This is a genomic window from Lentzea flaviverrucosa, from assembly GCF_003350445.1.
GTDB classification, from domain to species: Bacteria; Actinomycetota; Actinomycetes; order Mycobacteriales; family Pseudonocardiaceae; genus Lentzea; species Lentzea californiensis.
On sequence record NZ_QQAU01000022.1, the window covers coordinates 52,646 to 76,993 of the forward strand.

Below are 24,348 nucleotides of genomic sequence, written 5' to 3' on the forward strand. Positions count from 1 at the left end.
CTGTGGCGCGTGCAGATCCGTTCCACGACAGCGCAGGACCTCGACGTCTTCCTCCGCACCGTCCACACCGCGTTCGGGCGCTTCCCCGAGACACCGGACGCCCACGGCGGTGGTGTCTGGTGGTCGGCCTTCGAGATGGACCGCGGTGTCATCGCCGAGACGGCGGGCAGGGCCGTCGGAACGGCCATCTCGTACCCGTTCGAACTCACGTTGCCCGGCTCGGTCCTCGCCCCTGCGGCCGGGATCACCTCGGTCGGCGTGCTGCCGACGCACCGGCGGCAGGGCGTCCTCACCGCGATGATGCGGTACCAGCTCGGCGCACTGCGGGACAGCGGCGAGTTCCTCTCCGTGCTGCTGGCGACCGAGGGCGGGATCTACGGCAGGTTCGGTTACGGCCCGGCTACCTACACGCGCCGCATGACCGTGCAGCGCGCGCAGAGCGCCTTCAGGACCCAGGTGCATTGGAGCGCGATCGAGGTCCTCCCCCGGTCCGAGGCCACGGAGATCATGGGGGAGGTCTACGACCGCTACCGCCGCACCCAGCCCGGCGCGTTGTCGAGGCCGCACCGGTGGTGGGCCCTGGGCGCGGGAATGCCTCCCGTCGCGCCCGCGCCGCGCTACGTCGCCGTGCACCGCGACGCTCACGGCGTCCCGGACGGCTACACCACCTACGTGCTCGACAACGGCACGCTGACCATCGACGAGGTCATCACCGCCGACGACGCCGTGTTCGCGGCGCTGGCCCGGTTCGCGCTGGACCACGACCTGGTGACCGAGGTGGTGTTCAAGCACGTCCCCACGGACCATCCGTTGCGGTGGGTGCTCGCGGACTTCGACGCGGGCCCGACGAGCGGCGAGATGGACTGGCTCTGGGTGCGGCTGCTGGACGTGCCGAGGGCGCTCACCGCGCGTGGCTGGCTCACCGACGGTGAGATCGTGCTCGACGTCGACGACCCGTTCCTCGGGGAGCACCACCGGTATCTGCTGACCGTCGAGGGCGGGATGGCCGAATGCGTGGAGACGACCCGTGATCCGGACCTCTCCCTGGACGTGCGTGACCTGGGCTCGGTCTACCTGGGAGGAACGACGCCCAGTACTCTCGTGCGCGCCGGACATGTGAAGGCGCACGGATCAGTTGTGAAAGCTGACGCTCTGTTCCGTGCCGAACGCCCTCCGCATTGTCTGCACTGGTTCTGACACACGTCTGGACCAAAGTATGACGGCGCGTTAGGCCCAGGTATGACGCGAGCGGGCGGCCACGTCGTTATTGTCCGTTCCGTTGGACACCGTCAGCCGTAACCCCCTTTCCGCCGGAGGGACAGCCGCGTCATGTGGGAAGTTCTGCAGTCAGCGACCGACGTCCGGTCGCGCGTGACCGAGTGGATGGGGAAGCGGTTCCTCGCACACCTCAGCAAGACCGGGTTCGACCTCGAGTCGTCCTGGTTCGTGCCCTCCCGGGTGCTCGCTCCGCTGCGGCGCAACGGCTTGGACCCCGTGCCGGAGATGGCGCGGATGCAGGCCCACGGCCCGGTGACGAGGCTGCCGCTGCCCGTGACGGTGTGGCTGGTGACGGGCTACGAGGCGTCCAAGCAGGTGCTCGCGGACTCCGTGGCGTTCAGCAACGACTTCGGGCACCTGCGCGAGCTCGGGCTGTTCTCGGACGAGGCGCCGGGCGGGCTCGGGTTCAGCGACCCGCCGGAGCACACGCGGCTGCGCAAGGTGCTGACGCCGGAGTTCACCATGCGCCGCCTCTCCCGGCTCGTGCCGCGGATCGAGGCGATCGTGGCGGACCAGCTCGACCTGATGTCCATGAAGGACGGTCCCGTCGACCTCGTCGAGCACTTCGCGATGACCGTGCCGGCGCTCACGATCTGCGAGCTGCTGGGCGTGCCCGCGAGTGAGCGCGAGGAGTTCCAGCGCCGCAGCGTCTCGCGGTTCGACCTCGGCGGCGCGGCCACGACGTCGCTGTCGGCCGTGTCCGAGTCGATCGTCTACTTCCGGGAGCTCGTGCGGGCCCAGCGGCTGGCCCCGACCGACGGGCTGCTCGGCGAGCTCGTCCGCAAGCACGGCGACGACCTGGGCGACGACGAGCTCGCGGGCCTCGCGGACGGCCTGCTCACCGGCGGGTTCGAGACGACGGCGAGCATGATCTCGCTCGGCACCCTCGCGCTGCTGCGCGACCCCGGCCTGCGCGAACAGGCGCTCGGCGACGACAAGGCCGTGAACGGGCTGGTCGACGAGCTGCTGCGGCACCTGAGCGTCGTGTCGGTGGCGTTCCTGCGGATCGCGCGCCACGACATCGAGGTCGCCGGCACGAAGATCAAGGCGGGCGACATCGTGGCGTGCTCGCTGTCCCAGGCGAACCGCGACCCGAGCGCGTACCCCAGCCCCGACGTCATCGTCCCGGAGCGTCCCGCGGGCCAGCACCTCGCGTTCGGCTACGGCGCGCACCGCTGCATCGGCGCCGAGCTCGCGAAGATGGAGCTGCGGATCGCCTACCCGGCGCTCGTCAAGCGGTTCCCGGAGATGCGCCTCGCGGTCGCGCCGGGCGACCTGTCGTTCCGCAAGCTCTCGATCGTCTACGGGCTGCATTCGATGCCGATGCACCTCGGCGCGCAGCCCAGCCCGATCCAGCAGGTTCTTTGACGGAGGCGCGTGGGGGATGGCCTGATACACCCAACTTTTCGCCGTCGGGGTTGAGGGTCCATCCCTCATGCCTTCGCGTTCACGATCGAACAGTCTTTGCCTACCACCGCATTCCGCGAACGGAAGGTAGAGACCATGATCCGCCAGGCCATCATCGCCGCCGCCACCCTCTCGACCATCGCACTCCCGGCCGTGGCCGCCGCGGACCCGATCATCGGCCAGCCCGTGCCGTGCGTGAAGGTCGCCGACCTCGCCGGTGCGGACTTCTCGGTGAAGCAGTGCGGGGTCAGCGACGTCGACCAGTACCGCGCGGGTCTGGAGAACAACGGTGGCTCCTACTGCGGGCCGTCGTCGCTCTACAACGTGCTGCACCACTGGGCCCACGACAGGAACGCGCCGGTCGGCTGGCTGACCACGAAGGTCAAGAACCTCGACCCGAAGGACCCGGCCGACCACAACATCATCACCAACTCCGTCGGCCGGATCGGCGTCGACGCGAAGTACACCAGCAAGGGCACGAAGCTGAGCAACCTGCGGACCGCGTGGACCATCGCGACCAAGCCCGCCCGTGACGCGGGCTGGAGCACCGCCACCGAGGGCATCAGCCCGCACGGCAACGCGGACTTCGGCGGTGACATGGCGAAGAGGCTCGCCCGCGGGCCGCTGCAGATGCTCTACGGCCGTTACTCGGCCGGTCCGCAGAACAGCCTGCAGCGGGGCGGCGGGCACCTCGTCACGGTCACCGCGGTCGACGGGTCGTTCGGCGGCAACACCGTGCAGGTCCGCTACATGGACCCGGCCAAGGCGGCCGACCACGGCGTCGGTGACTACCTCAAGACGCAGTCCGCGTACTCAACGGTCACCGCGACGCTGACGAAGAGGTCCGTCTACGAGTACAGCCCGGTGACCGACAACCCGGACACCGACACCGACGAGAGCCTCACGCCGGGCACCTACCGCACGGTGACCCGCTGGCAGCTCACCACGGCGGGCTCCACGTCGACCACCACGGTCCTGGTGGAGGGCTTCAACTGGTTCGACATGGCCCCGCCCGTGGGCTGATGACGACGCGACAAAGGCCACCCGGTCCGGGTGGCCTTTGTCGCGTTCACTCGCGGCTGCCGATGGTGTCGATGGGTTTGGCGCGCAGCGACAACCGGGTGGACACCGCGATCGACACCAGGCCGAGCAACGCGGCACCGGCGAGCGCACCCAGGTAGACGAGGATCGACCCGGCGGGCAGCGGGCTCCCGGTGAGGCCGAGCGCGAGCATCCCCAGCGGCACCACTGCCACCAGCGACCCCAGCACGGCGGCCAGTCCGACCGTCAGCAGCGCCTCGGTGCGCATCATCCGGACGATCTGCCGGCGCCCGGTGCCGACCAGCCGCAGCAGGGCGAACTCGCGGCGGCGGGCGGCCGTGGACATCACCAGCGTGTTCGACACGGAGATCGCGACGTAGCCGAGGATGACGCCGACCGCGACCAGGTTGAGCAGGAACTGGGTCCGCTCGGCGCCGCGGTCCTGCGCCGCGACCCGTTCGGTCACCTGCAGGCCTGGGTAAAGGCTGGTCAGGCCGTTGAGAGCGGTGACGTCCGCGCCCTTCACGAGCACGGCGCTGTCCATGCCGGCCGTGGTGTGGGCACGGGCGTCGGCGGCGGACAGCACGTAGTCGCCGAACGCGAGATCGTGCTCGTAGGTCGCGACGACCTTCAGCTTCGCCTGCTGACCGTCAGCGAACCAGAACTCCACCGTGTCGCCGATGCCCTTGTCCTCCCAGGAGGCGTGCGCGTCGCTCAACGCGACCGTGCCCGTCCGGAGGTCGTCGAGGCTGCCGGACACGACGCCGAGGTCGACCATGCCGCTCGCCGTGGAGTCGAGGCCGTTGGCCGGACGGCTCTGCACCTCGACGCTGTCCCCGGTCCTGCTCGCGGTGATCACCTGCGTGCGCACCAGCGACGTGGCCGTCCCGCCCTGGACCTGCCGGACGACCTCGGCGGGCACGCCCGTGACACCGGTGATCACGTGGTCGGCGGTGATCGACCGCTCGGTCTGCTGCTGCACGGCGGCCGTGAGCGTCGTCTGGCTGTAGTAGTTCACCACCGCGAACCCGATGGCGAGCATCAGCGGCGTCACCGCGGCCGCGAGCCTGCGCGAGTTCTTCAGCACGTTCGCCGAGGCCAGGTAGCCGCTCACACCGGACGACCTGGCCAGCACCGGCGCGATCACCCGCACCGCCGCCCCGATCACCCTCGGCCCGGTGAGCGCCAGCCCGATGATCAGCACGAGTGCCGCCGACACGGCGAGCGCCGCGCCGATCTGCCCGCCGATGAACAGCGGCACCGCGGTCGCGCCGAGCCCGAGCGCGGTCAGGACCCACCCGATGGCCAGCCGGACCTTGCCGACGTCCCGCTTCTGCACCGCGGCCTCGCCCAGCGCCTCGACGGGATTGATCGACGACGGCCTGCGCGACGCGCTCCAGGCCGCGAGCCGCGCCGCGCCCACCCCGATCAGCAGGGCCGCGACCAGCGGAATCGGGCTGATCGAGAGGGCGAAGTCGTCCGGCACCACGCCGATCCGCGCGAACGCGGCGCGCAGTCCCTGGCTGACCCCGATGCCGAGCAGGCTGCCGATCACGCCGGCGACCACCGAGACGACCGTGGTCTCGACGCCGATGAGCTTGCGGATCTGCCGCGGCGTCGCGCCGACGGCCCGCAGCAGGGCGAACTCGCGGCGGCGTTGCTCGACGGTGAGGGCGAGGGTGCTGGCCACGACGAAGATCGCGACCAGGACCGCGTACCCGCCGAAGGAGGCGGCCAGGATCGCGAGGATCGACTTGGTCTGGCTGACGTCGTCGAACTCGGCGGCGCTGCGGTCGGCGCCGGACGACACCGTGACGTGGTCGTTCGCGAGGGCGTTCTCGACCTGCCGGGCGCCGGCGCCCAGCACGCCGATGGCGCTCACCTGCCCGGAGCGTCCGAACAGCGCGGCCGCCTCGGTCTCGCTGAAGAACACCGAGGCCTGGCGCGCCCGTCCGGTCGCCTCGGCGACTCCGGCCACGCGGTAGGTCTCGGGGACCGAGCGGGTCATGATCCGGACCTCGCCACCCACGCCGAGGCCCGCCTCGGCCGCCAGCGCCGAGTCCAGGACCACCTCGCCCTGCTTCGGCGCGTCGCCCGCCCTCAGCGTGAACGGCGCGAGCACGGCGGAGTCCCAGTTGTGGCCGTACGACCTGCTCGCGAGCGGCTGCCCGTCCTGCCCGACCACCACGGCGGGGAACGTCTGCTCGGGAACGGCCCGCGCACCCGGCACCGCGGCGATCTTGGCGACCAGCGCCGCGGGCACGGAGGGCTGCTCGGCGGCGTGTTCGAACGCCATGACGTCGCCGCCGGGCGGCCGCACGGTCCGGTCGCCGGTGACGACCACGTCGGCGGCCGCGTAACGCTGGGTCGGCACGCCGCCGCGCAGGCCCGACTCCATCAGGATCCCGCAGGCCGCGACGAGCGCGGTGCCGCACAGGATGGCGACGAACGCGCCGACGAACCCGCTGGTGCGGGCCTTCACGGTCTGCCAGGCGAGGCTCAGCACCGCCGGTCACTCCCCACGAACTTCCATGCGATCACCAGCGCGAACGCCAGCAACTCGGCGGTCAGGACCTGTCCCACGCTCACCACTCCCCCAGGTGCGTCATGCGCTCGGCGACCTTCTCCGGAGTCGGTGCGACCAGTTCGCCCGCCAGCCGTCCGTCGGCCAGGAACAGCACGCTGTGCGCGGCCGAGGCGGCGACCGGGTCGTGCGTGACCATCAGCACCGTCTGCCCCATGTCGTCCACAATGGACCGCAGCAGCGTCAGCACCTGGTGCGCGGTCCTGGAGTCCAGCGCGCCGGTCGGTTCGTCGGCCAGCACCACCTCGGGCCGGGCCACCAGCGCGCGGGCGATCGCGACGCGTTGCTGCTGGCCGCCGGACAGTTCGGACGGCAGCCGGTCGAGCCGTCCGTCGAGACCGACCCTGCCGACGACCTCGCGCAGCCAGCCCCGGTCCGCCGTGCGTCCGGCGAGGCGCAGCGGCAGGGTGACGTTCTGCTCGACGGTCAGCGACGGCAACAGGTTGTAGGCCTGGAAGACGAACCCGATCCGGTCGCGCCGCACCCGCGTCAGCGCGGCCTCCTTGAGTCCGCCGAGGTCGGTGTCGCCGAGCAGCACGCGCCCGGACGTCGGCCGGTCCATGCCCGACGCGCAGTGCAGGAAGGTGCTCTTGCCCGAGCCGGACGGTCCCATCACGGCGGTGAACGTGCCCCGCCGGATGCCGACGGTGACCTCGTCCAGCGCGGTGACGGCACCACCCCCGGAGCCGTACACCTTCCGCACCGCCTGCAGCGACAGCGCGTCTGCACTCATCACGTTCTCCTTGGCTCGCAACGACTTCTGAGCAAGAAGGTAGTTCTGCGAGGTGGCGCGGATCGATCACGCAGACTGCCGGGACCGGGGTGGAGCAGGCTCTACCACCGAGTGGGTTCGTCGGCGCGGACAGATCGGGGAGGCCAGATTCGTCCGCTGCGACGAGGTGAGCGAGAGGGCGCCGAACCTAGCGTTGGCGGTGACCGGAGTCACGTCGACCTGGATGGGGCGCGGATGTCCAAGCTCAACGAGATCAACGACTGGCTGCAGGAGAACCTGCCGCGACTGGTGGCCGAGCACGGCGTACCGGGGGCCGCTGTCGCCGTCACCGTCGGCGACGACGTGGCCGAGGCGGCGGCGGGAGTGCTCAACAAGAACACCGGCGTCGAGACGACGACCGACTCGCTGTTCCAGATCGGGTCGATCACCAAGGTCTGGACGACGACGCTCGCGATGCAACTGGTTGACGAGGACCTCCTGGACCTCGACGCACCCGTGCGCGACTACCTGCCCGAGTTCAAGATCGCCGACGAGGAGGCCGCCGCGCGGATCACGGTGCGGCAGTTGATGAACCACACGTCGGGCTTCGAAGGCGACCTCTTCACCGACACCGGCCGCGGTGACGACTGCGTGGAGAAGTACGTCGCCACGTTGCACGACACGCCCCAGCTCTTCGCGCCCGGCGAGATGTTCAGCTACAACAACGCGGGCTACTGCGTGCTCGGCCGGATCGTGGAGGTCGTGCGCGGCAAGTCCTACGACGACTGCCTGCGCGAGCACCTGTTCGCCCCGCTCGGCCTGACCCACGCCGCCGCGGACGCCTACGAGGCGATCCTGTACCGCGCCGCCGCCGGGCACCTCACCCACGACGAGGCCGCCGGGCCGCAGACGGCGCCGGTCTGGGCCCTGGTGCGGTCGAACGCCCCGGCCGGGTCGATGCTCGCGATGAGCCCTCGCGACCTGCTGAAGTTCGCGCGGATGCACATGAACGACGGCGGCGGGGTGCTGTCGCCGGAGAGCGCCGCGGCCATGCGGCAGGTCCAGGTGCAGGTGCCCGACCTGGCGTTGATGGGCGACGCCTGGGGGCTGGGCTGGGAGCTGTTCCACTACCCGCAGGCGACGGTCATCGGGCACGACGGCGGCACGATCGGCCAGAACGCCTTCCTGCGCCTGGTTCCCGAGCACGGCGTCGCCGTCGCGTTGCTGACCAACGGCGGCAAGACGATCGACCTGTACCAGGCGATCTTCCGGCACGTGCTGCGCGAGCTCACCGGCGTCGAACTGCCCGCGATGCCCGAACCCGCGGCGGAACCCCCGCGCGTGGACGGCGAGCGGTTCACCGGCGTGTACGTGTCAGCGGTCAGCGAGCGCGTTGTGACCCAGGACGAGGACGGCCGGATCTGGATGGAGGTCATCCCCAAGGGGATCATGGCCGAGCTGAGCCCGGAGTCCGCCGGCAAGACCGAGCTGGTGCCGTGGCGCGACGACACGCTCGTCGCCGCCGAGCCCGTCATGGGCATCCACATGCCGCACGCGTTCGTCGGTGACGACGGCAACGGGCGGGCGCTGTTCCTGCACACCGGCCGCGCGGACCGCCGGGTCGTCCGGTGATCGCGGAGGCATTCGCCGAAGCGGGCGTGGAGGGGTTCGTCCACGCCCGTGAGATCGGGGTAGACGGCCCGGAGGCCGGGCACGGCGCGGACGAGCAGGTCGTGCTGGCGTCGGTGTTCAAGATCCCGGTCGTCGTGGCCTACGCGGCCGAGGTGGCGGCGGGACGGCTCGACGAGACGGAGCGGACGCGCGTCACGCCCCGCTACCGCATCGGCGGGATCGGCACGGCCGGGTGCCGCGACGACGTCGAGATGAGCTGGCGCGACCTGGCCCTGTTCATGATGACCATGAGCGACAACGCCGCGACCGACGTCGTGTTCCACCGCGTCGGGCAGGCCGCCGTCGACGCGGTGGTGGCCGGGCTGCCGCGGACCCGGATCCTGGGCTGCTGCGAGGACCTCTTCGCCTCGGTGGTCGCGGACCTCGGCACCGGGGACGTCGAGGAGGCCATGACGGATCCCGCCGTGGTGCCGAAGCTGTCCATCGTGGACCCCGAGCGCACGACCTCCTCGACGCCCAGGGAGATCACGACGTTGCTCGACGCGATCTGGACCGATCGCGCCGCCGCACCCGAGGCGTGCGAACGGGTCCGGGCGATCATGGCCCAGCAGATCTGGCCGCACCGGCTCTCGTCCGGCTTCCCCGCCGACGTCCTGGTCGCCGCCAAGACCGGCACGCTGCCGAGCGTCCGCAACGAGGCCGGCGTCGTCACCTACCCGGACGGCCGCGCCTACGCCGTCGCGGTGTTCACCCGCTCGCAGTCGCTCGACCTGCGCAACCCCAGTGCCGACGCGGTGATCGGCCGCGCCGGACGCCTCGCCGTCGACCAGCTCCGGAGGACGTCATGAAGCGCGCGGTAGCCCTGTTCGCGGCCGTTGCCCTGGCCGGATGCGGAACGTCGGCGAACTCCGGCAGCCAGAACCTGGCCGAGGGCAAGACCTTCACGATGTCGGTCGGCGCCGATCCGGGTTCGCTCGACCCCGCACTGACCGTCCTCTCCGTGGCACGGCAGGTCGGCCGGTTCCTCTACGGCAGGCTGATCGAACGCACGTCCAGCGGCGAGATCGTGGCCGGTCTCGCCGAGAAGTGGGACGCCACCGTCACGACGGCGACTTTCACGCTGCGCCAAGGCATCACGTGCGCCGACGGCGCGCCGTTGACCGCCGCGGACGTCGCCGCGAACATCACCTTCGTCGGCGACCCCAAGAACAACTCGCCGCTGGCCGGACTCCAGGTCGCCCCCGGCACGACGGCCACGGCGGACGAGGCGACCCGCACCGTCACGGTGACGAGCGGCGCGCCCGACGCGTTCCTGCTGACCAACGTCGGCACGCTGCCGATCGTGTGCGCCAAGGGCCTGGGCGACCGCGCGTTGCTGGCCAAGGGCGAGCAGGGCACCGGCATGTTCACGGTCTCCGAGATCGTACCCAACGACCACTACACCCTGGTGCGGCGCAAGGACTTCGCGTGGGGACCGGGCGACTGGGAGAAGGACCAGCAGGGCCTGCCGGAGAAGGTCGTCGTCCGGGTGATCGCGAACGAGACGACCGCCGTGAACCTGCTGCTGTCCGGCCAGCTCACCGCCGCGACCGTGGCCGGACCCGACCAGGAACGCCTGCTGGGCCAGAAACTCGACCACGTCGACACCGCGACCCCGCTGGGAACGTTGTGGTTCAACCAGGCGGCCGGCCATCCCGGCCAGGACCCCGCCGTCCGGCGCGCACTGGTCCAGGGGCTCGACCTCGCCCAGGTCGGCAAGGTGCTGACCAACGGCAAGGGCAGGCCGTCCAAGAGCCTCGTGACCGTGGAACCCCGTCCCTGCACCACTGACAACGTGGGGCCGAACCTGCCCGCGTTCGACAAGACGGCCGCCGCCGGTGCGCTGGACTCGGCGGGGTGGCGTGCCGGATCGGACGGCGTGCGGTCGAAGGACGGCACACCGCTGTCGGTCAAGCTGCTCCAACCGACCGTCCTCGGCCCGACGCTGACCTCGGCCGCCGAGCTGATCCAGCAGGCGTGGCAAGCGATCGGTGTGCGGGTGGAGATCCAGCCCGTCGACGCCGCCGGCGTCAACCAGACGTTGTTCGGCACCGGCGCGTGGGACGTGTCGATGGCACCGGTGACGTTGTCGCTGCCGAGCCAGCTCGTTCCGTTCGCGTCCGGCCCGGTGCCGCCGCAGGGCGTGAACTTCGCCCACATCACCAACGCGGAGTTCGCCTCGGAGTCGAAGCAGGCCGCGTCACTGGCCGGTGCGCAGGGATGCGAGCACTGGGGCAAGGCCGAGGCCGCCCTGGTCCGCGAAGCCGGCCTGGTGCCGTACTTCGACGCCGTCGTGCCGACGTTCGTCAAGGGGGCGCGGTTCACCATCAGCGACAGCGTCGACCCGGCCTCGATCCGGATGCTCGCCTCATGACCACTGGCTGGGTCCCGTTCGCGCGGCGGCGGGCGCTGCGCTTCCTGACCTCGCTGTGGGTGCTCGTGACCGCGGCCTTCCTGATGATCCACCTGATCCCGGGCGACCCGGTCCGCGAGTCGCTGGGCCTGACCGCACCACCGGACCTCGTCGCCGCCCGCCGCGCCGCACTGGGCCTCGACGACCCGTTGCCCGTGCAGTACTGGCACTACCTGAGCGGCCTGTTCCGCGGTGAGTTCGGCACGTCGCTGATCAGCGGCACCCCGGTGGCGTCGCTGATCGGCGACCGCCTGCCCGCCACGATGCAGCTGGCGGTGCTCGCCTTCCTGGTGGTCGTCGCCGTGGCGGTGCCCGTGGGCGTCGTGATGGCCGTCCTGACGAAGGGCGGTCGCCGGCGCGGCGGCGAGCTGGCGTTCACGTCGACGAGCGTGGTGCTGGCCGCGATCCCGGAGTTCCTGCTCGCCGTGGGACTCGTGAGCCTCCTCGCCGTGCAGCTCAACCTGTTCCCGGTGGCGGGCAACGACGCCGCCGGATCGTGGGTGCTGCCGGTGCTGGCCCTGGCGATCGGACCGGCCGCGGTGCTCGCCCGCATCGTGCGGGTGGAGCTGCTCTCCGTGCTGGGCAACGACTACGTGCGAACCGCACGGGCCAAGCGCCTGCCGTCACGGCTGGTGTACGTGCGGCACGCGCTGCCCAACGCCGTCACCGCGACGCTGACGCTGGGCGGCATGATGCTCGCCGCCCTCGTCGCGGGGACCGTGCTGGTGGAGAACGTGTTCGCGTGGCCCGGACTCGGGTCGACCATCGTCGGCTCGATCCAGCAGAAGGACTACCCGGCCGTGCAGGGCATCGTGCTGGTGTACGGGGCCGGGGTGCTGCTGGTGAACCTCGTGGTCGACGTGGTGCTGGCGATGCTCGATCCGCGTTCGACGATCAGGGAGGCGTGATGCGCCCCGCACCACCGACGTCCGGGGAGGCGGCATGCGTCGCCTGACCTTCCTCCGCTCCCCCGTCGGCGCCGCCTCCGCCGTGCTGCTCACCGTCCTCCTCGCGCTGGCGATCTTCGCCCCGGTCCTCTGGGGCGACCGGGCCGCCGCCATCGACACCGATGCCCTCCAGCAGGGCCCCTCCGCGGACCACCTGCTGGGCACCGACCAGCTCGGCCGCGACATCTTCTTCCGGGTGCTCGTGGCCACGCGGCTCACGATCGGCCTCGCGCTGCTGGCGACGGTGATCGGCGTCGTCACGGGCCTCGTCCTCGGCTCCGTGCCCTCGGTGCTGCCGAGGTGGGCGGCGCGGATCGTCACCTCCGGGGTGAACATCGCCGTCGCGTTCCCCGGCCTGTTGCTGGCGTTGTTCTTCGCCGTCATCTTCGGCACCGGGACGATCGGCGCGGTGCTGGCCATCGCGTTCGCGATCACACCGTCGTTCGCGCGCCTCACCCAGACGCTGACGGCCTCGGTGAGCGGACGTGACTTCATCGCGGCCGCGCGGGTGTGCGGGGTGGGCCGGTTCCGGCTGCTGACCCGGCACGTCCTGCCCAACATCGCCGAGCCGCTCGTCATCAACGCCACCCTGGCGGCCGGGTCGGCGCTCACCGCGTTCGCCGGGCTGTCGTTCCTCGGCATCGGCGTGCAGGCACCCTCCTACGACTGGGGGCGGCTGCTCGGCGAAGGCCTCAACCGCATCTACATCTCCCCCGCGCCCGCGCTCGGGCCGGCGGTCGCGGTCGTGCTCGCGGGGCTGGCGTTCAACCTGTTCGGCGAGGCCGCCGCGGCAGGCCACCGGCAGCGGTCGCACCGCGCCACGGCCGTGCCGGCGACAACGCCGAGTGCACCGGACGACGGCGGGTTGCTGACCGTCCGGAACCTCCGGGTCAGCTTCCCCGGAGGCATCACGCCGGTGCGCGGTGTGTCGTTCACCGTCCACAACGGAGAGATGATCGGGGTGGTCGGCGAGTCCGGCTCCGGCAAGAGCCTCACCGCGCTGGCCGTGTCCCGGCTGGTTGAGCACCCCGGCACCGTCACCGCGGACGCGCTGGAGTTCGGCGGGAAGCCGCTCGACAAGACCCCGGACCGGGAGCTGGGCACGCGGCTCGCGATGGTGTTCCAGGACCCGACGACGTCGTTCAACCCCACCAAGCGCATCGGCCGGCAACTCGCCGAGGTGTCCGAGGTCCACCAGGGGCTCGGCCGCGGGGACGCGGCGCGCAAGGCCGTCGACCGGCTCGGCGCCGTGCGGATCCCGGAGCCGGAGCGCCGGGCCAGGCAGTACCCGCACGAGTTCTCGGGCGGCATGCGGCAGCGGGCGATGATCGCGATGGGGCTGATGGGCGAACCGCAGCTGGTCATCGCCGACGAACCCACCACCGCGCTCGACGTCACCGTGCAACGCGAGGTGCTCAGGCTGCTCGCCAGGATCAGGGAGGACCGCAGTGCCGCGGTGTTGCTCATCAGTCACGACATCACCGTCGTGGCGCAGACCTGCGATCGCGTGCTCGTGATGTACGCGGGCCGCATCGTCGAGGAACTGCCCACCGACGAGCTCTTCACGGCCGCGCGGCACCCGTACACGACGGCGTTGCTGAAGGCGGTGCCCGACCTCGACACGGACCGGGACGCGCCGCTCGCCGTCATCCCCGGCCGGCCACCCGAGCCCGGCGAGATCGGTCGCGGGTGCCCGTTCGCGCCGCGGTGCCCGCTCGCCGACGACCAGTGCCGCACCGAGGAACCCGAGCTCACGGACTTCGGGCCGGACCACCGGGTCGCGTGCTGGAAGTCGGAGACCGAACTGGCGGGTGTGCGATGAGCGAACTCGTCTTCACCAACGTCACCGTCCGCTTCGGCCACCACACGGCCGTCGACGACGTCAGCCTCACCGTGCCGGCGGGACAGGTCGTGGGCCTGGTCGGCGAGTCGGGGTCGGGCAAGTCGACGCTCGCCGCCACCGCGGTCGGCCTCCGCAAGCCGACGGAGGGCCACATCAGGGCGGACGGCAAGGTCCAGATGGTCTTCCAGGACCCCTACTCGTCGCTCGACCCGCGGATGAGCATCGGCAACTCGATCGCCGAGGCCATGCCGCGGGGCACCGACAAGAAGGCCGAGGTCGCCCGGCTGCTCGAACTGGTGAACCTCGACCCCGGCCGTGCCTCGGCACTGCCGGCGAGGCTCTCCGGCGGGCAACGGCAACGGGTCGCGCTCGCCAGGGCGCTGGCGGGAGACCCCAGGGTCGTCATCGCCGACGAGATCACCTCCGCGCTCGACGTGTCCGTGCAGGGCGCCGTGCTGAACCTGGTGCGGGACCTGCAGCGACAGCTCGGCCTCTCCATGCTGTTCATCTCGCACAACCTCGCCGTCGTGCGGTACGTGAGCGACCGCATCGCGGTGATGAAGGCGGGCAGGATCGTGGAGGAGGGGCCGGCCGGGCAGGTGCTCGAGGACCCGCAGCACGAGTACACGCGCGAGCTGCTCGCGGCCGCGCCCAGACGGCACACGAGGCTGGAGGCTTCATGATCGACGATCTGCACGGGCGCAGCGTCGTCGCGGACACCCACAACGACCTGCTGGACGCCATCGTCCACCGCCCGGTCGAGCGGTGGGTGCCGCACTTCCGCGAACGGTGGCTGCCGCAGCTCCAGCAGGGCGGGGTGAACCTGCAGGTCCTGCCGGTGTTCGTCGACGACGTGTTCCGGCCCGAAGGCGCGCTCAGGCAGACGCTGCGGATGATCGAGGCGGCGCACCGCATCGCCGAGGCGAGCCCGGAGACCAGGCTCTGCCTCGACGGCACCGACATCGACCAGGCGCTGGCCGACGGCCAGATCGCGCTCGTGCTCGCACTGGAGAGCGCACCGGGCGTCGGCGAGGACGTGGAACTCCTGGAGACCCTGCACCGGCTGGGCGTGCGGATCGCGTCCCTCGCCCACTTCGGCCGCACCGCGCTGGCCGACGGCAGCGGCGAGGACGCCACCGGCAGCAGGCTGACCAGGGCCGGAGTCGCCGCGCACGCCGAGATGGAACGCCTCGGCATGATCTTCGACGTCAGCCACCTGAGCGCGGCGGGCGTCGACCACGTCCTGGAGCTCTCGTCGCGTCCGGTGATGGCGACGCACTCGTCGGCACGGGCGCTGCGCGACCACCACCGCAACCTCACCGACGAGCAACTGCGGGGCATCGCCGCCAACGGCGGCGTGGTGTGCGTGAACTTCTTCGCGCCGTTCCTGCACGAGTCCGACTTCACGATCGACCGCCTGGTCGACCACGTCGAGCACATCGCGGGCGTCATGGGGGTGCGCCACGTCGGCCTCGGCCCGGACTTCGTCAAGGAGGTCCTCGAGGACGTCACACCGCCGTGCTGCGAGGCGCAGTTGATCGAGGGCGTCCCGACCGACCGGTTCCTGCCAGGGTTGGAGGGACCGGCGGGCCTGCCGCTGGTGACCGAGGCACTGCAGAAGAGGGGCTGGCCGGAGGAGGACGTCGTGCGAGTCCTCGGCCTGAACGTGCTCGACCTGTTCCGTTCCGAACTGAGGGGATCCGCAAAGTGACCACCATCGAGGACCTGTACGGCCACGCGCTGCCGGAGCAGCCCGCCATCTCACCCGACGGGTCCGAGGTCGTCTACGTCCTGCGCACCACCGACCGCGAGAACGACCGCGACGAACGGGCGCTGTGGCGGATCACGAACGGCACGGCGAAGCAGCTCACCAGGGGCAGGGCGGACACGTCACCCGCGTGGTCACCGGACGGCGCCAGGATCGCGTTCCTGCGCGCCCAGGACGGCCCGGCCCAGGTCTGGCTGCTGGACGGCGAGCCGGAGCAGCTCACGACGCTCCCGCTCGGCGCGGGCGCACCGGTCTGGAGCCCCGACGGCACGAAGCTGGCGTTCTCGGCGCCCGTGGACATCGCCGACGCCACCGCGCCGATCGTCACGAGCCGCCTCGACCACAAGTCCGACGGGGCCGGCTACCTGCGCAGCGTCCGCGCCCACCTGCACGTCCTCGACCTGGAGACCCGCGAGGTGCGCCAGCTGACCGGCGGCGACTGGCACGCGAGCGCACCCGCGTGGTCACCGGACGGCACGAAGCTCGCCTTCACGGCGGCTCGCGACGAGGACGCCGACCTGACCTTCCGCGTGCCGGTGCACGTCGTCGACGCCGACGGCGCCTCGGAACCGGAGGTCGCCGGACTCGCCGAGGGGCAGGCCGCGACGGTCACCTGGACCGAGGCCGGGTTGCTCGTGACCGGCCGCACCACCGCGGACGCCGGGCACCTCGACCTCCTGCACCTGCCGCCGGACGGCGAGGTGCGCACCCTGTCCGCGTCGCTCGACCGCAACGTCATGCCCGGCATGGCGGGCTACCCCGGCGGGCTGCCCGCCCTGCACGGGAGCACCGTGCTGTTCTGCGCCCGTGACCGCGGCTGCACCCAGCTCTACGCCGTGGACCTGGAGTCCGGCGACGTCCCACGCCTGGTGCTGGGCGGGGATTCCCGAGTCGTGGCCGGGCTTTCCGTCGCCGGCGACACCGCGGCGGTCGTGCTGAGCACGCCCACGTCGTTCGGCGAGGTCGCCACCGTCGACCTGACCACGGGCGAGGCCACCGTCCACACCGGACACAGCAAGAGCGAGCCCATCGTCCGTGAGGAACGCGAGTTCACGATCTCGGACGGCACGGTCGTGCACGGCTGGCTGGTCCGCGACCCGGAGAACACCGGTCCGTCGCCGCTGCTGCTCGACATCCACGGCGGCCCGCACAACGCGTGGAACGGCACCGCCGACCCGGTCCACCTCTACCACCAGGTCCTGGCGCAGCAGGGCTGGGCGGTGCTGCTCCTCAACCCGCGCGGCAGCGACGGCTACGGCGAGGCCTTCTACAAGGCCGCGCTCGGCGCGTGGGGCAAGTCCGACGCCAAGGACTTCCTGGAGCCGATCGACCAGCTGGTGGCCGAGGGGCTCGCCGATCCGGCGAAGCTCGCCGTCACCGGCTACAGCTACGGCGGCTACATGACCTGCTACCTGACCAGCCGCGACAGCAGGTTCGCCGCCGCCGTCGCGGGCGGTGTCGTCAGCGACCTGACCAGCATGGCGGGCACCTCCGACGGCGGCCACTACCTGACCGAGCTGGAACTGGGCGGCGCGGGCGACCACGTCACCGAGCTCTCCCCGCTGACGCACGTGGCCGACGTCCGCACGCCCACCCTGGTCTACCAGGGCGCCGCCGACGACCGGTGCCCCGTGGGTCAGGCCGAGCAGTGGTTCACCGCGTTGCGCCGCAACGGCGTGCCGGTCGAGCTGGTGCTCTACCCGGACGAGTCGCACCTGTTCATCCTCGGCGGCAAGCCGTCGCACCGCGAGGACTTCAACCGCCGCGTCGTCGACTGGGTGCGCGAACACGCCGAGAACCGCAAGCCGCTCGACCAGAAGCACTGGCAGCGCAGGCTTTCCGCGCTCTCGAAGAAGCACGGCCTGCCCGGTGCCGCGCTCGGCGTGCTGTACAAGGGCGAGACGATCCTCGCGCACCACGGCGTGCTGAACCTGTCGACCGGGGTCGAGGTCACCGACGACACGATCTTCCAGATCGGCTCGATGGGCAAGGTGTTCACGACGACCGTCGTGATGCGGCTCGTCGACGAGGGCCTGCTCGACCTCGACGCCCCGATCGTCGACGTGCTGCCCGAGCTGAAGCTCTCCGACCCGGTGGTCGAGCAGAAGGTGACCATGCGGCACCTCCTCACGCACACCAGCGGCATCGACGGCGACAACTTCACCGACACCGGCCGTGGCGACGAGTGCCTGGAGCGCTACACCGAACTGCTCGCCGACGCGGCCCAGAACCACCCGCTCGGCGCGACGTTCTCCTACAGCAACGCCGGTTTCGTCCTCGCCGGGCGCGTGATCGAGAAGCTCACCGGCAAGACGTGGGACGTCGCGATGCGGGAGAAGCTCTTCGCCCCGCTCGGGCTCACCCGCACCGGCACGCTGCCGGAGGAGGCGCTGCTGCACCGCGCCGCCGTCGGCCACGTCACCAAGGACGAGAAGCTCGAACCGGCGCCGGTGTGGATGCTGCCGCGCTCGGTCGGCCCGGCCGGCACGATCTTCGGCAGCACCGAGGACGTGCTCAGGTTCGCGGCGATGCACCTCGGCGGCGGCAAGGCGCAGGACGGCACGCAGGTGTTGTCGGAGGCGTCGGCGGCCGCGATGACCGAGAAGCAGACCGACGTGCCCGATCCGGAGGCGCTGGGCGACTCCTGGGGCATCGGCTGGATCCGGTTCGGCTGGGACGGGCAGCGGCTGATCGGCCACGACGGCAACACCATCGGGCAGTCCGCGTTCCTGCGCATCCTTCCCGGGCACGACCTCGCGGTCACGTTGCTGACCAACGGCGACACCGCCCGCGAGGTGTACCTGGAGCTGTACAAGGAGATCTTCGCCGAACTGGCGGACCTCGACATGCCGATGCCGCGCGTACCGGACGACGAACCGCCTGCCGTGGACAACTCCCTCTACCTCGGCAGGTACGAGCGGGCCTCCATGATCCTCGACATCGTCGAGGGAGAGAGCGGGCTGCAGCTGGACGTGACGCCCACCGGTCCGATGGCCGACATGTTCCCCAAGCCTCCCGCGGTCGATCTGGTCCCGGCCGGCGACGGGCGTTTCCTCTACCTGTGGCCGGACTCGAAGAGCTGGTCCTCCCTGGTGTTCTACTCGCTGCCCACCGGGGAGCAGTACGTGCACATGGGTGTCCGCGCCACCCCGAAGGTGTCCTGATGAACCTGCTGAACGACATCGAGCGGCTCGTGTCCTGCGAGTCGCCGTCCACCGATCTGGCGGCAGTGGCCCGCAGCGCCGAGGTCACCGCCGCGGTGGGTGCCGCGCTGCTCGGCTCGGAGCCGGAACGGATCGTGCTCGACGGCCGCACCCACCTGCGGTGGCGGCTGGGTTCGGGACCGCGCAAGGTGTTGCTGCTCGGCCACCACGACACGGTGTGGCCGATCGGCACGCTGCAACGGATTCCGTTCAGCGTGCAGGACGGCGTGCTGCGCGGGCCCGGCTGCTTCGACATGAAGACCGGCGTCGTGATGATCTTCCACGCCGTCGCGTCGCTGGGTTCTCCCGACGGCGTCACGGTTCTCATCACCGGCGACGAGGAGATCGGCTCGCCGTCGTCGCGCGGCCTGATCGAGACCGAGGCGGTGGAGCACACGGCCGTCCTCGTCTGCGAGGGTTCGGCGGACGGCGGCGCGCTGAAGACCGAGCGCAAGGGCACGTCGATGTACGAGGTGACGCTGCACGGCCGTGCCTCGCACGCCGGGCTCGAACCCGAACGCGGCGTGAACGCCACGATCGAGGCAGCGCACCAGATCCTGGCGGTCTCGCAGTTGGCCGACGCCGCCACCGGCACGACCGTGGTGCCGACCGTGCTCTCCTCCGGCACGACGACGAACACCGTTCCCGCGCAAGGGAAGTTCATGGTGGACGTGCGCGTGCGGAACCTCGCCGAGCAACTCCGGGTCGACGAGGACATGAAGGCCCTGCTGCCCGTGCTCGACGGCGCGAAGGTCGAGGTCGACGGCGGCCCGAACCGGCCGCCGATGGAGCTGTCCGCGTCCTCGGCGTTGTTCGAGCTGGCGTCGAGGCTCCTCCCGGGCATCACGCAGGCGGCGGTCGGCGGCGCGTCCGACGGCAACTTCACCGCGGGAGCGGGGATTCCGACGCTCGACGGGCTCGGCGCCGTCGGTGGCGGGGCGCACGCCGAGCACGAGCACGTGCTGGTGTCGGAGCTCGAGCCGCGCACCCGGTTGCTCGCGGCCCTCGTGAGGGAGCTGACATGACCCTGGTAGCGCAGAACGTCGTCGTCCGCCCGCTCACCGAGTTCGCCGAACTCGTTGCCACCCAACGGCTCTACGAGTCGATCTGGCGGTCGAACGGCAACACTCCCCCGGTCACCGCCGAGCTGCTGCGGGCGATGACCAAGGCGGGCAGCTACGTCGCGGGCGCGTTCGACGGTGCCGACCTGATCGGCGCGTGCATCGGTTTCTGCTCACCACCGGACGCGGGCGCCCTGCACAGCCACATCGCCGGGGTGGCGGCGCACGCGCGTGGACGCAACGTCGGCTACGCGATGAAGCTGCACCAGCGGACGTGGGCGCTGGAGCAGGGGTTGCGCGAGGTCACCTGGACGTTCGACCCGCTGGTGCGCCGCAACGCCCACTTCAACCTGGGCAAGCTCGGCGCGGACGCGACCGAGTACCTGCCGGACTTCTACGGCCTGATGCACGACGACATCAACGCCGGCGGCGAGAGCGACAGGCTGCTGGTCAGCTGGCGCGTCGAGTCCCCGGAGGCCGTCGCCGCCTGTGCCGGCCGGCCGAAGGTCGTCAGCGCCAGGGGTGCGGTCGCCCTGGGGATCTCCGACGGCGGGCTGCCCGTGCGGGGCACGTGCACGGGCTCCACCGTGCTGGTCGCCGTCCCCGCGGACATCGAGGCGCTGCGGGTCACGAACCCGGCCGCGGCCACCGAATGGCGTCACGCCGTGCGGGAGGTGCTCGGCGGGCTGCTCGCGAGCGGTGCCCGCGTCACCGGGTTCGACAGGTCAGGTTGGTACGTAGTGGACAGGAGCAGTTCGTGAAACTGGACGGGGTGGAGATCCGCTGGATCGAGATGCCGCTGAAGTCGCCGTTCCGCACCTCGTTCGGCACGCAGACCGTGCGGCAGCTGCTGCTCCTGCGCGCCGTCACGGACGAGGGTGAGGGCTGGGGCGAGTGCGTCGCGATGGCCGACCCGGTGTACTCGACCGAGTACGTGGAGGGCTGTGCGGACGTGCTGCGGCGGTTCCTGGTCCCGGCGCTGACCGGCCCGATCGACGGCATCTCGGTCGCCCCGCGGCTGGCGAGGTTCCGCGGGCACCGGATGGCCAAGGCAGCGCTGGAGATGGCCGTGCTGGACGCCGAACTGCGTGCGCGCGGGGTGTCGTTCGGCCGTGAGCTGGGCGCGGTCCGCGATCGCGTGCCGTGCGGGGTGTCGGTCGGGATCATGAACTCCGTCCCGGAGCTCCTCGACGCGGTCACCGGGTACGTCGACGAGGGGTACGCGCGGATCAAGCTGAAGATCGAGCCCGGCTGGGACGTCGAACCCGTGCGGGCCGTGCGTGAACGGTTCGCGGACGTCCTGCTCCAGGTCGACGCGAACACCGCCTACACGCTCGGCGACGCCCGGCACCTCGCGAAGCTCGACCCGTTCGACCTGCTGCTGATCGAACAGCCGCTGGACGAGGAGGAACTGCTGGCGCACGCCGAGCTCGCCAAGGTCGTGCGGACGCCGATCTGCCTGGACGAGTCGATCACCTCGGCGTCGTCGGCCGCCGACGCGATCAAGCTCGGCGCCTGCCAGATCGTCAACATCAAGCCCGGCAGGGTCGGTGGCTACCTGGAGGCGCGGCGCATCCACGACGTCTGCGCGGCGCACGGGATCGCGGTGTGGTGCGGCGGGATGCTGGAGACCGGCATCGGCCGCGCCGCGAACGTGGCGCTGGCGGCGTTGCCCGGCTGCACGCTGCCGGGCGACACGTCGGCGTCGGACCGCTACTACCAGATGGACATCACCGAGCCGTTCGTGCTCGACGACGGGCATCTGAGCGTGCCGACCGGTCCGGGTCTGGGTGTGACGCCGTTGCCGGACGCCTTGGACGCGGTGACGGTGAAGACGGAGTGGATTCCTGTGACATGAACGCTCTATCGACCTGCGGGAAGGCAACTCCCGCAGGTCAGTACGGCTGCCGGCCGCCCGGTGTGGTGGGGCGTCCACCACACCGGGCGGCCGGGGAGACCGAGCACGACTGCTTCTGCTTGGCGCACAGGGCCTTGTCGAAGAAGGCGAGGACCTCGGCCTGGCCGGCTTCGTCGTTCGTCACGGCGATGGTGACCGCACGGCCGTCCGGGGTGATCGCGGTGCGGCTCTGGAAGCCGCCGGCGTCGCCGCGGCGAGGAGAACTGCGGAAGTGAGTGCGATCGCTTTGCGATGCAGGGGGATCGGGTGTTCGGCCATGACGAGAACCCCAGGAATTTCCCGCTCGGTCAACGATCAGGCCAACCACCGACTTGTGGTGGTGCTGGATCCACTGCCAACGTGATGGTGCCAGCTCCACCATGAACGGTGCTTCACCCGGCTCAAGCGGTTCCGCGACCTCGCCACCCGCTGTGCCCAGCGCGTCACCTACGACCAGGCCGAACTCACCATCGCCGCCATCGTCCTCCGGCTTCGTTGCCTCACAGGACACTCACTAGGCCGATCTGGGGCCGGGCCGAGTCGTTGCCGTGATCACGGCAACGCAGGCTGGCCTCATGCGAGCTGGGGTTTTCCTGCGCTGGGTGGCGCATCCGCTGACCGTCGGGGCCACCGCGGTCCTGCTGCTCAACGACCACGTGTTCAAACAGGCGTGGCCGGGCCTCGTCACCGGCAAGCTCAGCGACGTCGCCGGACTGGTGGTGGCGCCGGCGGTGCTGGCGCTGTTGTCCGGCCTGTTCCGCGCCGGCCACATCGGCGCCGCGGCGGCGACGCTGCTGACGGGAGCCGGGTTCGCGTGGGTCAAGCTGACCCGCACGGGAGCCGAGGTGGCGTCGGCGGCGTGGTCTGTCGTCAACGGGCCTTCGGTCGTTCTGGCCGACCCGAGCGACCTGATCGCGCTGCCCGCGCTGGGCCTCGCGTGGTGGGCCTGGCGGCGGTCGGCGGCGGCTCCGCCACTGCCGGACCGCCCGGCTCACCGGTTGCGGGTGGTGCTCGCGATGCCGTTCGCGGTGCTGGCGATCGCCGCGACTTCCCCGCCCTCCACGAGGATTCCGTCGGTGGACTCCGTGCAGGTCGTGGGCGGGCAGGTGGTCATCGAGGTGGACGAGCGGCTGTACGGTTCCGGCTCCGGTGTCGGCGACTGGACGCTGCTGCCGGAGACGCCAACCGGACAGGTGCCGGAGCGTCAGCAGGTCGAGGCTTGCGTGCCTGATGACACCGCACACTGCTACCGGGTGCACGGCGGTGACCTCGACCTCGGCTCCGTTGAAGCGACGCCACGCGGCGGCCGGCTGCTCGGCGTCGACGAGACGACCGACGGCGGTCGGACCTGGCACACCGCCTGGGAGGTGCCGGCCGCCCGGTGGCTGTTCGTCAAGCGCCAGCACCCGTTCCCCGGCGGGATCGAACGCGTGTCCAAACTGGCCAGTGTGGACGTCCAGGTCCGTGCCGTCCCAGGCGGACACGAAGTGATCGTGGCCAACGGCGTCGAAGGGCTCGCGGTTCGCGGCGCCGACGGCGCGTGGCGACGCGTGCCGGTCGTGGTCGCCGCGGCCGGGCTGGAACTGCGCCCCGCGCCGCTCACCGGGTTCGGCCAGGTGATCGGACCCGACGTGAAGGAAGCCGGAACGATCATCCTGCTCGCTCTGCTGATCGGGATGTCGGTCGCGGTCTGCCGGACCCGCGCCCGGCTCGGACACGTGCTCGCCGCGGTGCTGCCACTCGTCTTCCTCCTCGCGGCGGAAGTCCCGATCTCCGGCGCGATGGCGTTCGCCAACTCCAGCTCCGGAACGTCGACCGTTCCCGCACTGGTGTTCGTGCTGTGTCTGATCGGCATCGGCATCGGTCTCACGATGGCGCAGGGCGCGGTGCGCCGGTCACGTGTGGCGGTGGTCGACGCCGCCGCCGTGCTGACCGGTCTGGCGTTCCTCGGCCCCGCACTCGGCTGGACCCTGGGCTTTCCTGCCGAACGCGGGACCGTCGACCACCTCGGTCTGATCCTCGCAGCGGGGTGCATGGTCCTGGTCGTCGCGGCCGGCTGGTGGGCCGGCCGCGACCCGGCGATCACCCACGACTCCGCCACCGACGCGCCCCGGCCGCCAGTTCCCGGCTCAGCCGGTTGAGCACCCCCGCCGTCCAGCTCGGCTCCGTCGCCGCATTCGTTGAGGTCGGCGATGCGCTCGTGCGTGTGAGTCCTGTGGCGGAAGGGGCGTCGTGCCGGTGGAGCTGGCCCAGAATCATCGGGTTGTGGTGCGTCACCGGATGAACTTCTGGACGCGTACCTCGCCCGGCGAGACCGCGTTCGAGTACCGGGACGCCGCCGCGGGCGAGGTGCAACGTCCAACGGACTGAGAACCGCTCGTGCGGCACCAGGTCCGGTGTGCCGTGTGCGCGCGTGAGCTGACCTTCGTCGTGCACAGCGTCGTGACGACGGAGCGCAGACGCGTGCGGTGGCGATGGGGCGTGTGGGCAGGCGGTGCACTCACGGCGCTCGGACTGGCGGGC

At 71.2% G+C, this 24,348-nt stretch carries 17 protein-coding genes and 1 pseudogene; 15 read left to right on the plus strand and 3 right to left on the minus strand.

Annotated features, from left to right (window positions below; genetic code table 11):
- The first annotated feature begins 9 nt into the window (after positions 1-9).
- The 3 genes from DFR72_RS43270 (at position 10) to DFR72_RS43280 (ending at position 3,708) form a co-directional block, all read left to right on the plus strand.
- Entirely contained in the window at positions 10-1,197 is a 1,188-nt protein-coding gene (locus DFR72_RS43270; RefSeq protein WP_090073678.1) for a GNAT family N-acetyltransferase, read from the plus strand.
- A gap of 132 nt (positions 1,198-1,329) precedes the next feature.
- Positions 1,330-2,646: a cytochrome P450 gene (locus DFR72_RS43275; RefSeq protein ID WP_090073676.1), complete on the plus strand. Its 1,317-nt coding sequence runs from the start codon at positions 1,330-1,332 to the stop codon at positions 2,644-2,646.
- Positions 2,647-2,781: 135 nt separating this feature from the next.
- On the plus strand, positions 2,782-3,708 hold the full coding sequence (locus DFR72_RS43280) for a hypothetical protein (RefSeq protein ID WP_090073673.1): 927 nt from the start codon (positions 2,782-2,784) through the stop codon (positions 3,706-3,708).
- A gap of 46 nt (positions 3,709-3,754) precedes the next feature.
- Here the strand turns inward: DFR72_RS43280 and DFR72_RS43285 are convergent, their stop codons facing one another.
- Entirely contained in the window at positions 3,755-6,232 is a 2,478-nt protein-coding gene (locus DFR72_RS43285) for an ABC transporter permease (RefSeq protein ID WP_090073670.1), read from the minus strand.
- Between the two features lie 79 nt (positions 6,233-6,311).
- Positions 6,312-7,043 (minus strand): ABC transporter ATP-binding protein, encoded by a 732-nt coding sequence (locus DFR72_RS43290; RefSeq protein ID WP_090073666.1) that lies wholly within the window; start codon positions 7,041-7,043, stop codon positions 6,312-6,314.
- 234 nt (positions 7,044-7,277) lie between these two features.
- Here DFR72_RS43290 and DFR72_RS43295 point away from each other — a divergent pair, with 234 nt between their 5' ends.
- From DFR72_RS43295 to menC, 11 genes and pseudogenes are all read left to right on the plus strand, one after another.
- Positions 7,278-8,654, plus strand: coding sequence for a serine hydrolase domain-containing protein (locus tag DFR72_RS43295; protein ID WP_090073663.1), 1,377 nt, complete (start codon positions 7,278-7,280; stop codon positions 8,652-8,654).
- A complete protein-coding gene (locus DFR72_RS43300; protein ID WP_090073660.1) occupies positions 8,651-9,502 on the plus strand; it encodes a serine hydrolase in 852 nt (283 codons plus the stop codon). The genes DFR72_RS43295 and DFR72_RS43300 overlap by 4 nt, the downstream gene beginning before the upstream one ends.
- Positions 9,499-11,067, plus strand: a complete 1,569-nt coding sequence (locus DFR72_RS43305; RefSeq protein ID WP_090073658.1) for an ABC transporter substrate-binding protein — start codon at positions 9,499-9,501, stop codon at positions 11,065-11,067. The genes DFR72_RS43300 and DFR72_RS43305 overlap by 4 nt, the downstream gene beginning before the upstream one ends.
- Positions 11,064-12,014 carry an ABC transporter permease gene (locus DFR72_RS43310; RefSeq protein WP_090073654.1) on the plus strand — a complete coding sequence of 317 codons (951 nt, stop codon included), beginning with the start codon at positions 11,064-11,066 and terminating at the stop codon, positions 12,012-12,014. The genes DFR72_RS43305 and DFR72_RS43310 overlap by 4 nt, the downstream gene beginning before the upstream one ends.
- 34 nt (positions 12,015-12,048) lie before the next feature.
- On the plus strand, positions 12,049-13,875 hold the full coding sequence (locus tag DFR72_RS43315; RefSeq protein ID WP_090073652.1) for a dipeptide/oligopeptide/nickel ABC transporter permease/ATP-binding protein: 1,827 nt from the start codon (positions 12,049-12,051) through the stop codon (positions 13,873-13,875).
- Positions 13,872-14,567: pseudogene (locus tag DFR72_RS43320) on the plus strand (ABC transporter ATP-binding protein); the annotation flags it as partial. The gene DFR72_RS43315 and the pseudogene DFR72_RS43320, both read left to right, overlap by 4 nt.
- Positions 14,568-14,575: 8 nt before the next feature.
- Positions 14,576-15,607 carry a dipeptidase gene (locus DFR72_RS43325; protein WP_090073647.1) on the plus strand — a complete coding sequence of 344 codons (1,032 nt, stop codon included), beginning with the start codon at positions 14,576-14,578 and terminating at the stop codon, positions 15,605-15,607.
- Positions 15,595-18,828, plus strand: a complete 3,234-nt coding sequence (locus DFR72_RS43330) for a serine hydrolase (RefSeq protein ID WP_090073798.1) — start codon at positions 15,595-15,597, stop codon at positions 18,826-18,828. Before DFR72_RS43325 ends, DFR72_RS43330 begins: the two co-directional genes overlap by 13 nt.
- Positions 18,828-19,892, plus strand: a complete 1,065-nt coding sequence (locus tag DFR72_RS43335; RefSeq protein ID WP_090073644.1) for a M20 family metallopeptidase — start codon at positions 18,828-18,830, stop codon at positions 19,890-19,892. Before DFR72_RS43330 ends, DFR72_RS43335 begins: the two co-directional genes overlap by 1 nt.
- Positions 19,889-20,689 carry a GNAT family N-acetyltransferase gene (locus DFR72_RS43340; RefSeq protein ID WP_090073641.1) on the plus strand — a complete coding sequence of 267 codons (801 nt, stop codon included), beginning with the start codon at positions 19,889-19,891 and terminating at the stop codon, positions 20,687-20,689. Before DFR72_RS43335 ends, DFR72_RS43340 begins: the two co-directional genes overlap by 4 nt.
- Positions 20,686-21,786 (plus strand): o-succinylbenzoate synthase, encoded by a 1,101-nt coding sequence (menC, locus tag DFR72_RS43345; protein WP_090073638.1) that lies wholly within the window; start codon positions 20,686-20,688, stop codon positions 21,784-21,786. Before DFR72_RS43340 ends, menC begins: the two co-directional genes overlap by 4 nt.
- A 37-nt stretch (positions 21,787-21,823) precedes the next feature.
- Here the strand turns inward: menC and DFR72_RS45215 are convergent, their stop codons facing one another.
- Positions 21,824-22,207, minus strand: coding sequence for a hypothetical protein (locus DFR72_RS45215; RefSeq protein WP_143087009.1), 384 nt, complete (start codon positions 22,205-22,207; stop codon positions 21,824-21,826).
- A 193-nt stretch (positions 22,208-22,400) separates the two neighbouring features.
- Between DFR72_RS45215 and DFR72_RS43350 the strand changes: the two genes are divergently transcribed.
- Positions 22,401-23,966, plus strand: coding sequence for a hypothetical protein (locus DFR72_RS43350; protein WP_114773988.1), 1,566 nt, complete (start codon positions 22,401-22,403; stop codon positions 23,964-23,966).
- The last annotated feature ends 382 nt before the right edge of the window (positions 23,967-24,348 follow it).

Coding starts and splice junctions, on each gene's coding strand:
- DFR72_RS43275 (WP_090073676.1), top strand. CDS start 1,330: ATGTGGGAAGTTCTGCAGTCAGCGACCGACGTCCGGTCGCGCGTGACC.
- DFR72_RS43280 (WP_090073673.1), top strand. CDS start 2,782: ATGATCCGCCAGGCCATCATCGCCGCCGCCACCCTCTCGACCATCGCA.
- DFR72_RS43290 (WP_090073666.1), bottom strand. CDS start 7,043: ATGAGTGCAGACGCGCTGTCGCTGCAGGCGGTGCGGAAGGTGTACGGC.
- DFR72_RS43295 (WP_090073663.1), top strand. CDS start 7,278: ATGTCCAAGCTCAACGAGATCAACGACTGGCTGCAGGAGAACCTGCCG.
- DFR72_RS43305 (WP_090073658.1), top strand. CDS start 9,499: ATGAAGCGCGCGGTAGCCCTGTTCGCGGCCGTTGCCCTGGCCGGATGC.
- DFR72_RS43310 (WP_090073654.1), top strand. CDS start 11,064: ATGACCACTGGCTGGGTCCCGTTCGCGCGGCGGCGGGCGCTGCGCTTC.
- DFR72_RS43315 (WP_090073652.1), top strand. CDS start 12,049: ATGCGTCGCCTGACCTTCCTCCGCTCCCCCGTCGGCGCCGCCTCCGCC.
- DFR72_RS43325 (WP_090073647.1), top strand. CDS start 14,576: ATGATCGACGATCTGCACGGGCGCAGCGTCGTCGCGGACACCCACAAC.
- DFR72_RS43335 (WP_090073644.1), top strand. CDS start 18,828: ATGAACCTGCTGAACGACATCGAGCGGCTCGTGTCCTGCGAGTCGCCG.
- DFR72_RS43340 (WP_090073641.1), top strand. CDS start 19,889: ATGACCCTGGTAGCGCAGAACGTCGTCGTCCGCCCGCTCACCGAGTTC.
- DFR72_RS45215 (WP_143087009.1), bottom strand. CDS start 22,207: ATGGTGGAGCTGGCACCATCACGTTGGCAGTGGATCCAGCACCACCAC.
- DFR72_RS43350 (WP_114773988.1), top strand. CDS start 22,401: ATGCGAGCTGGGGTTTTCCTGCGCTGGGTGGCGCATCCGCTGACCGTC.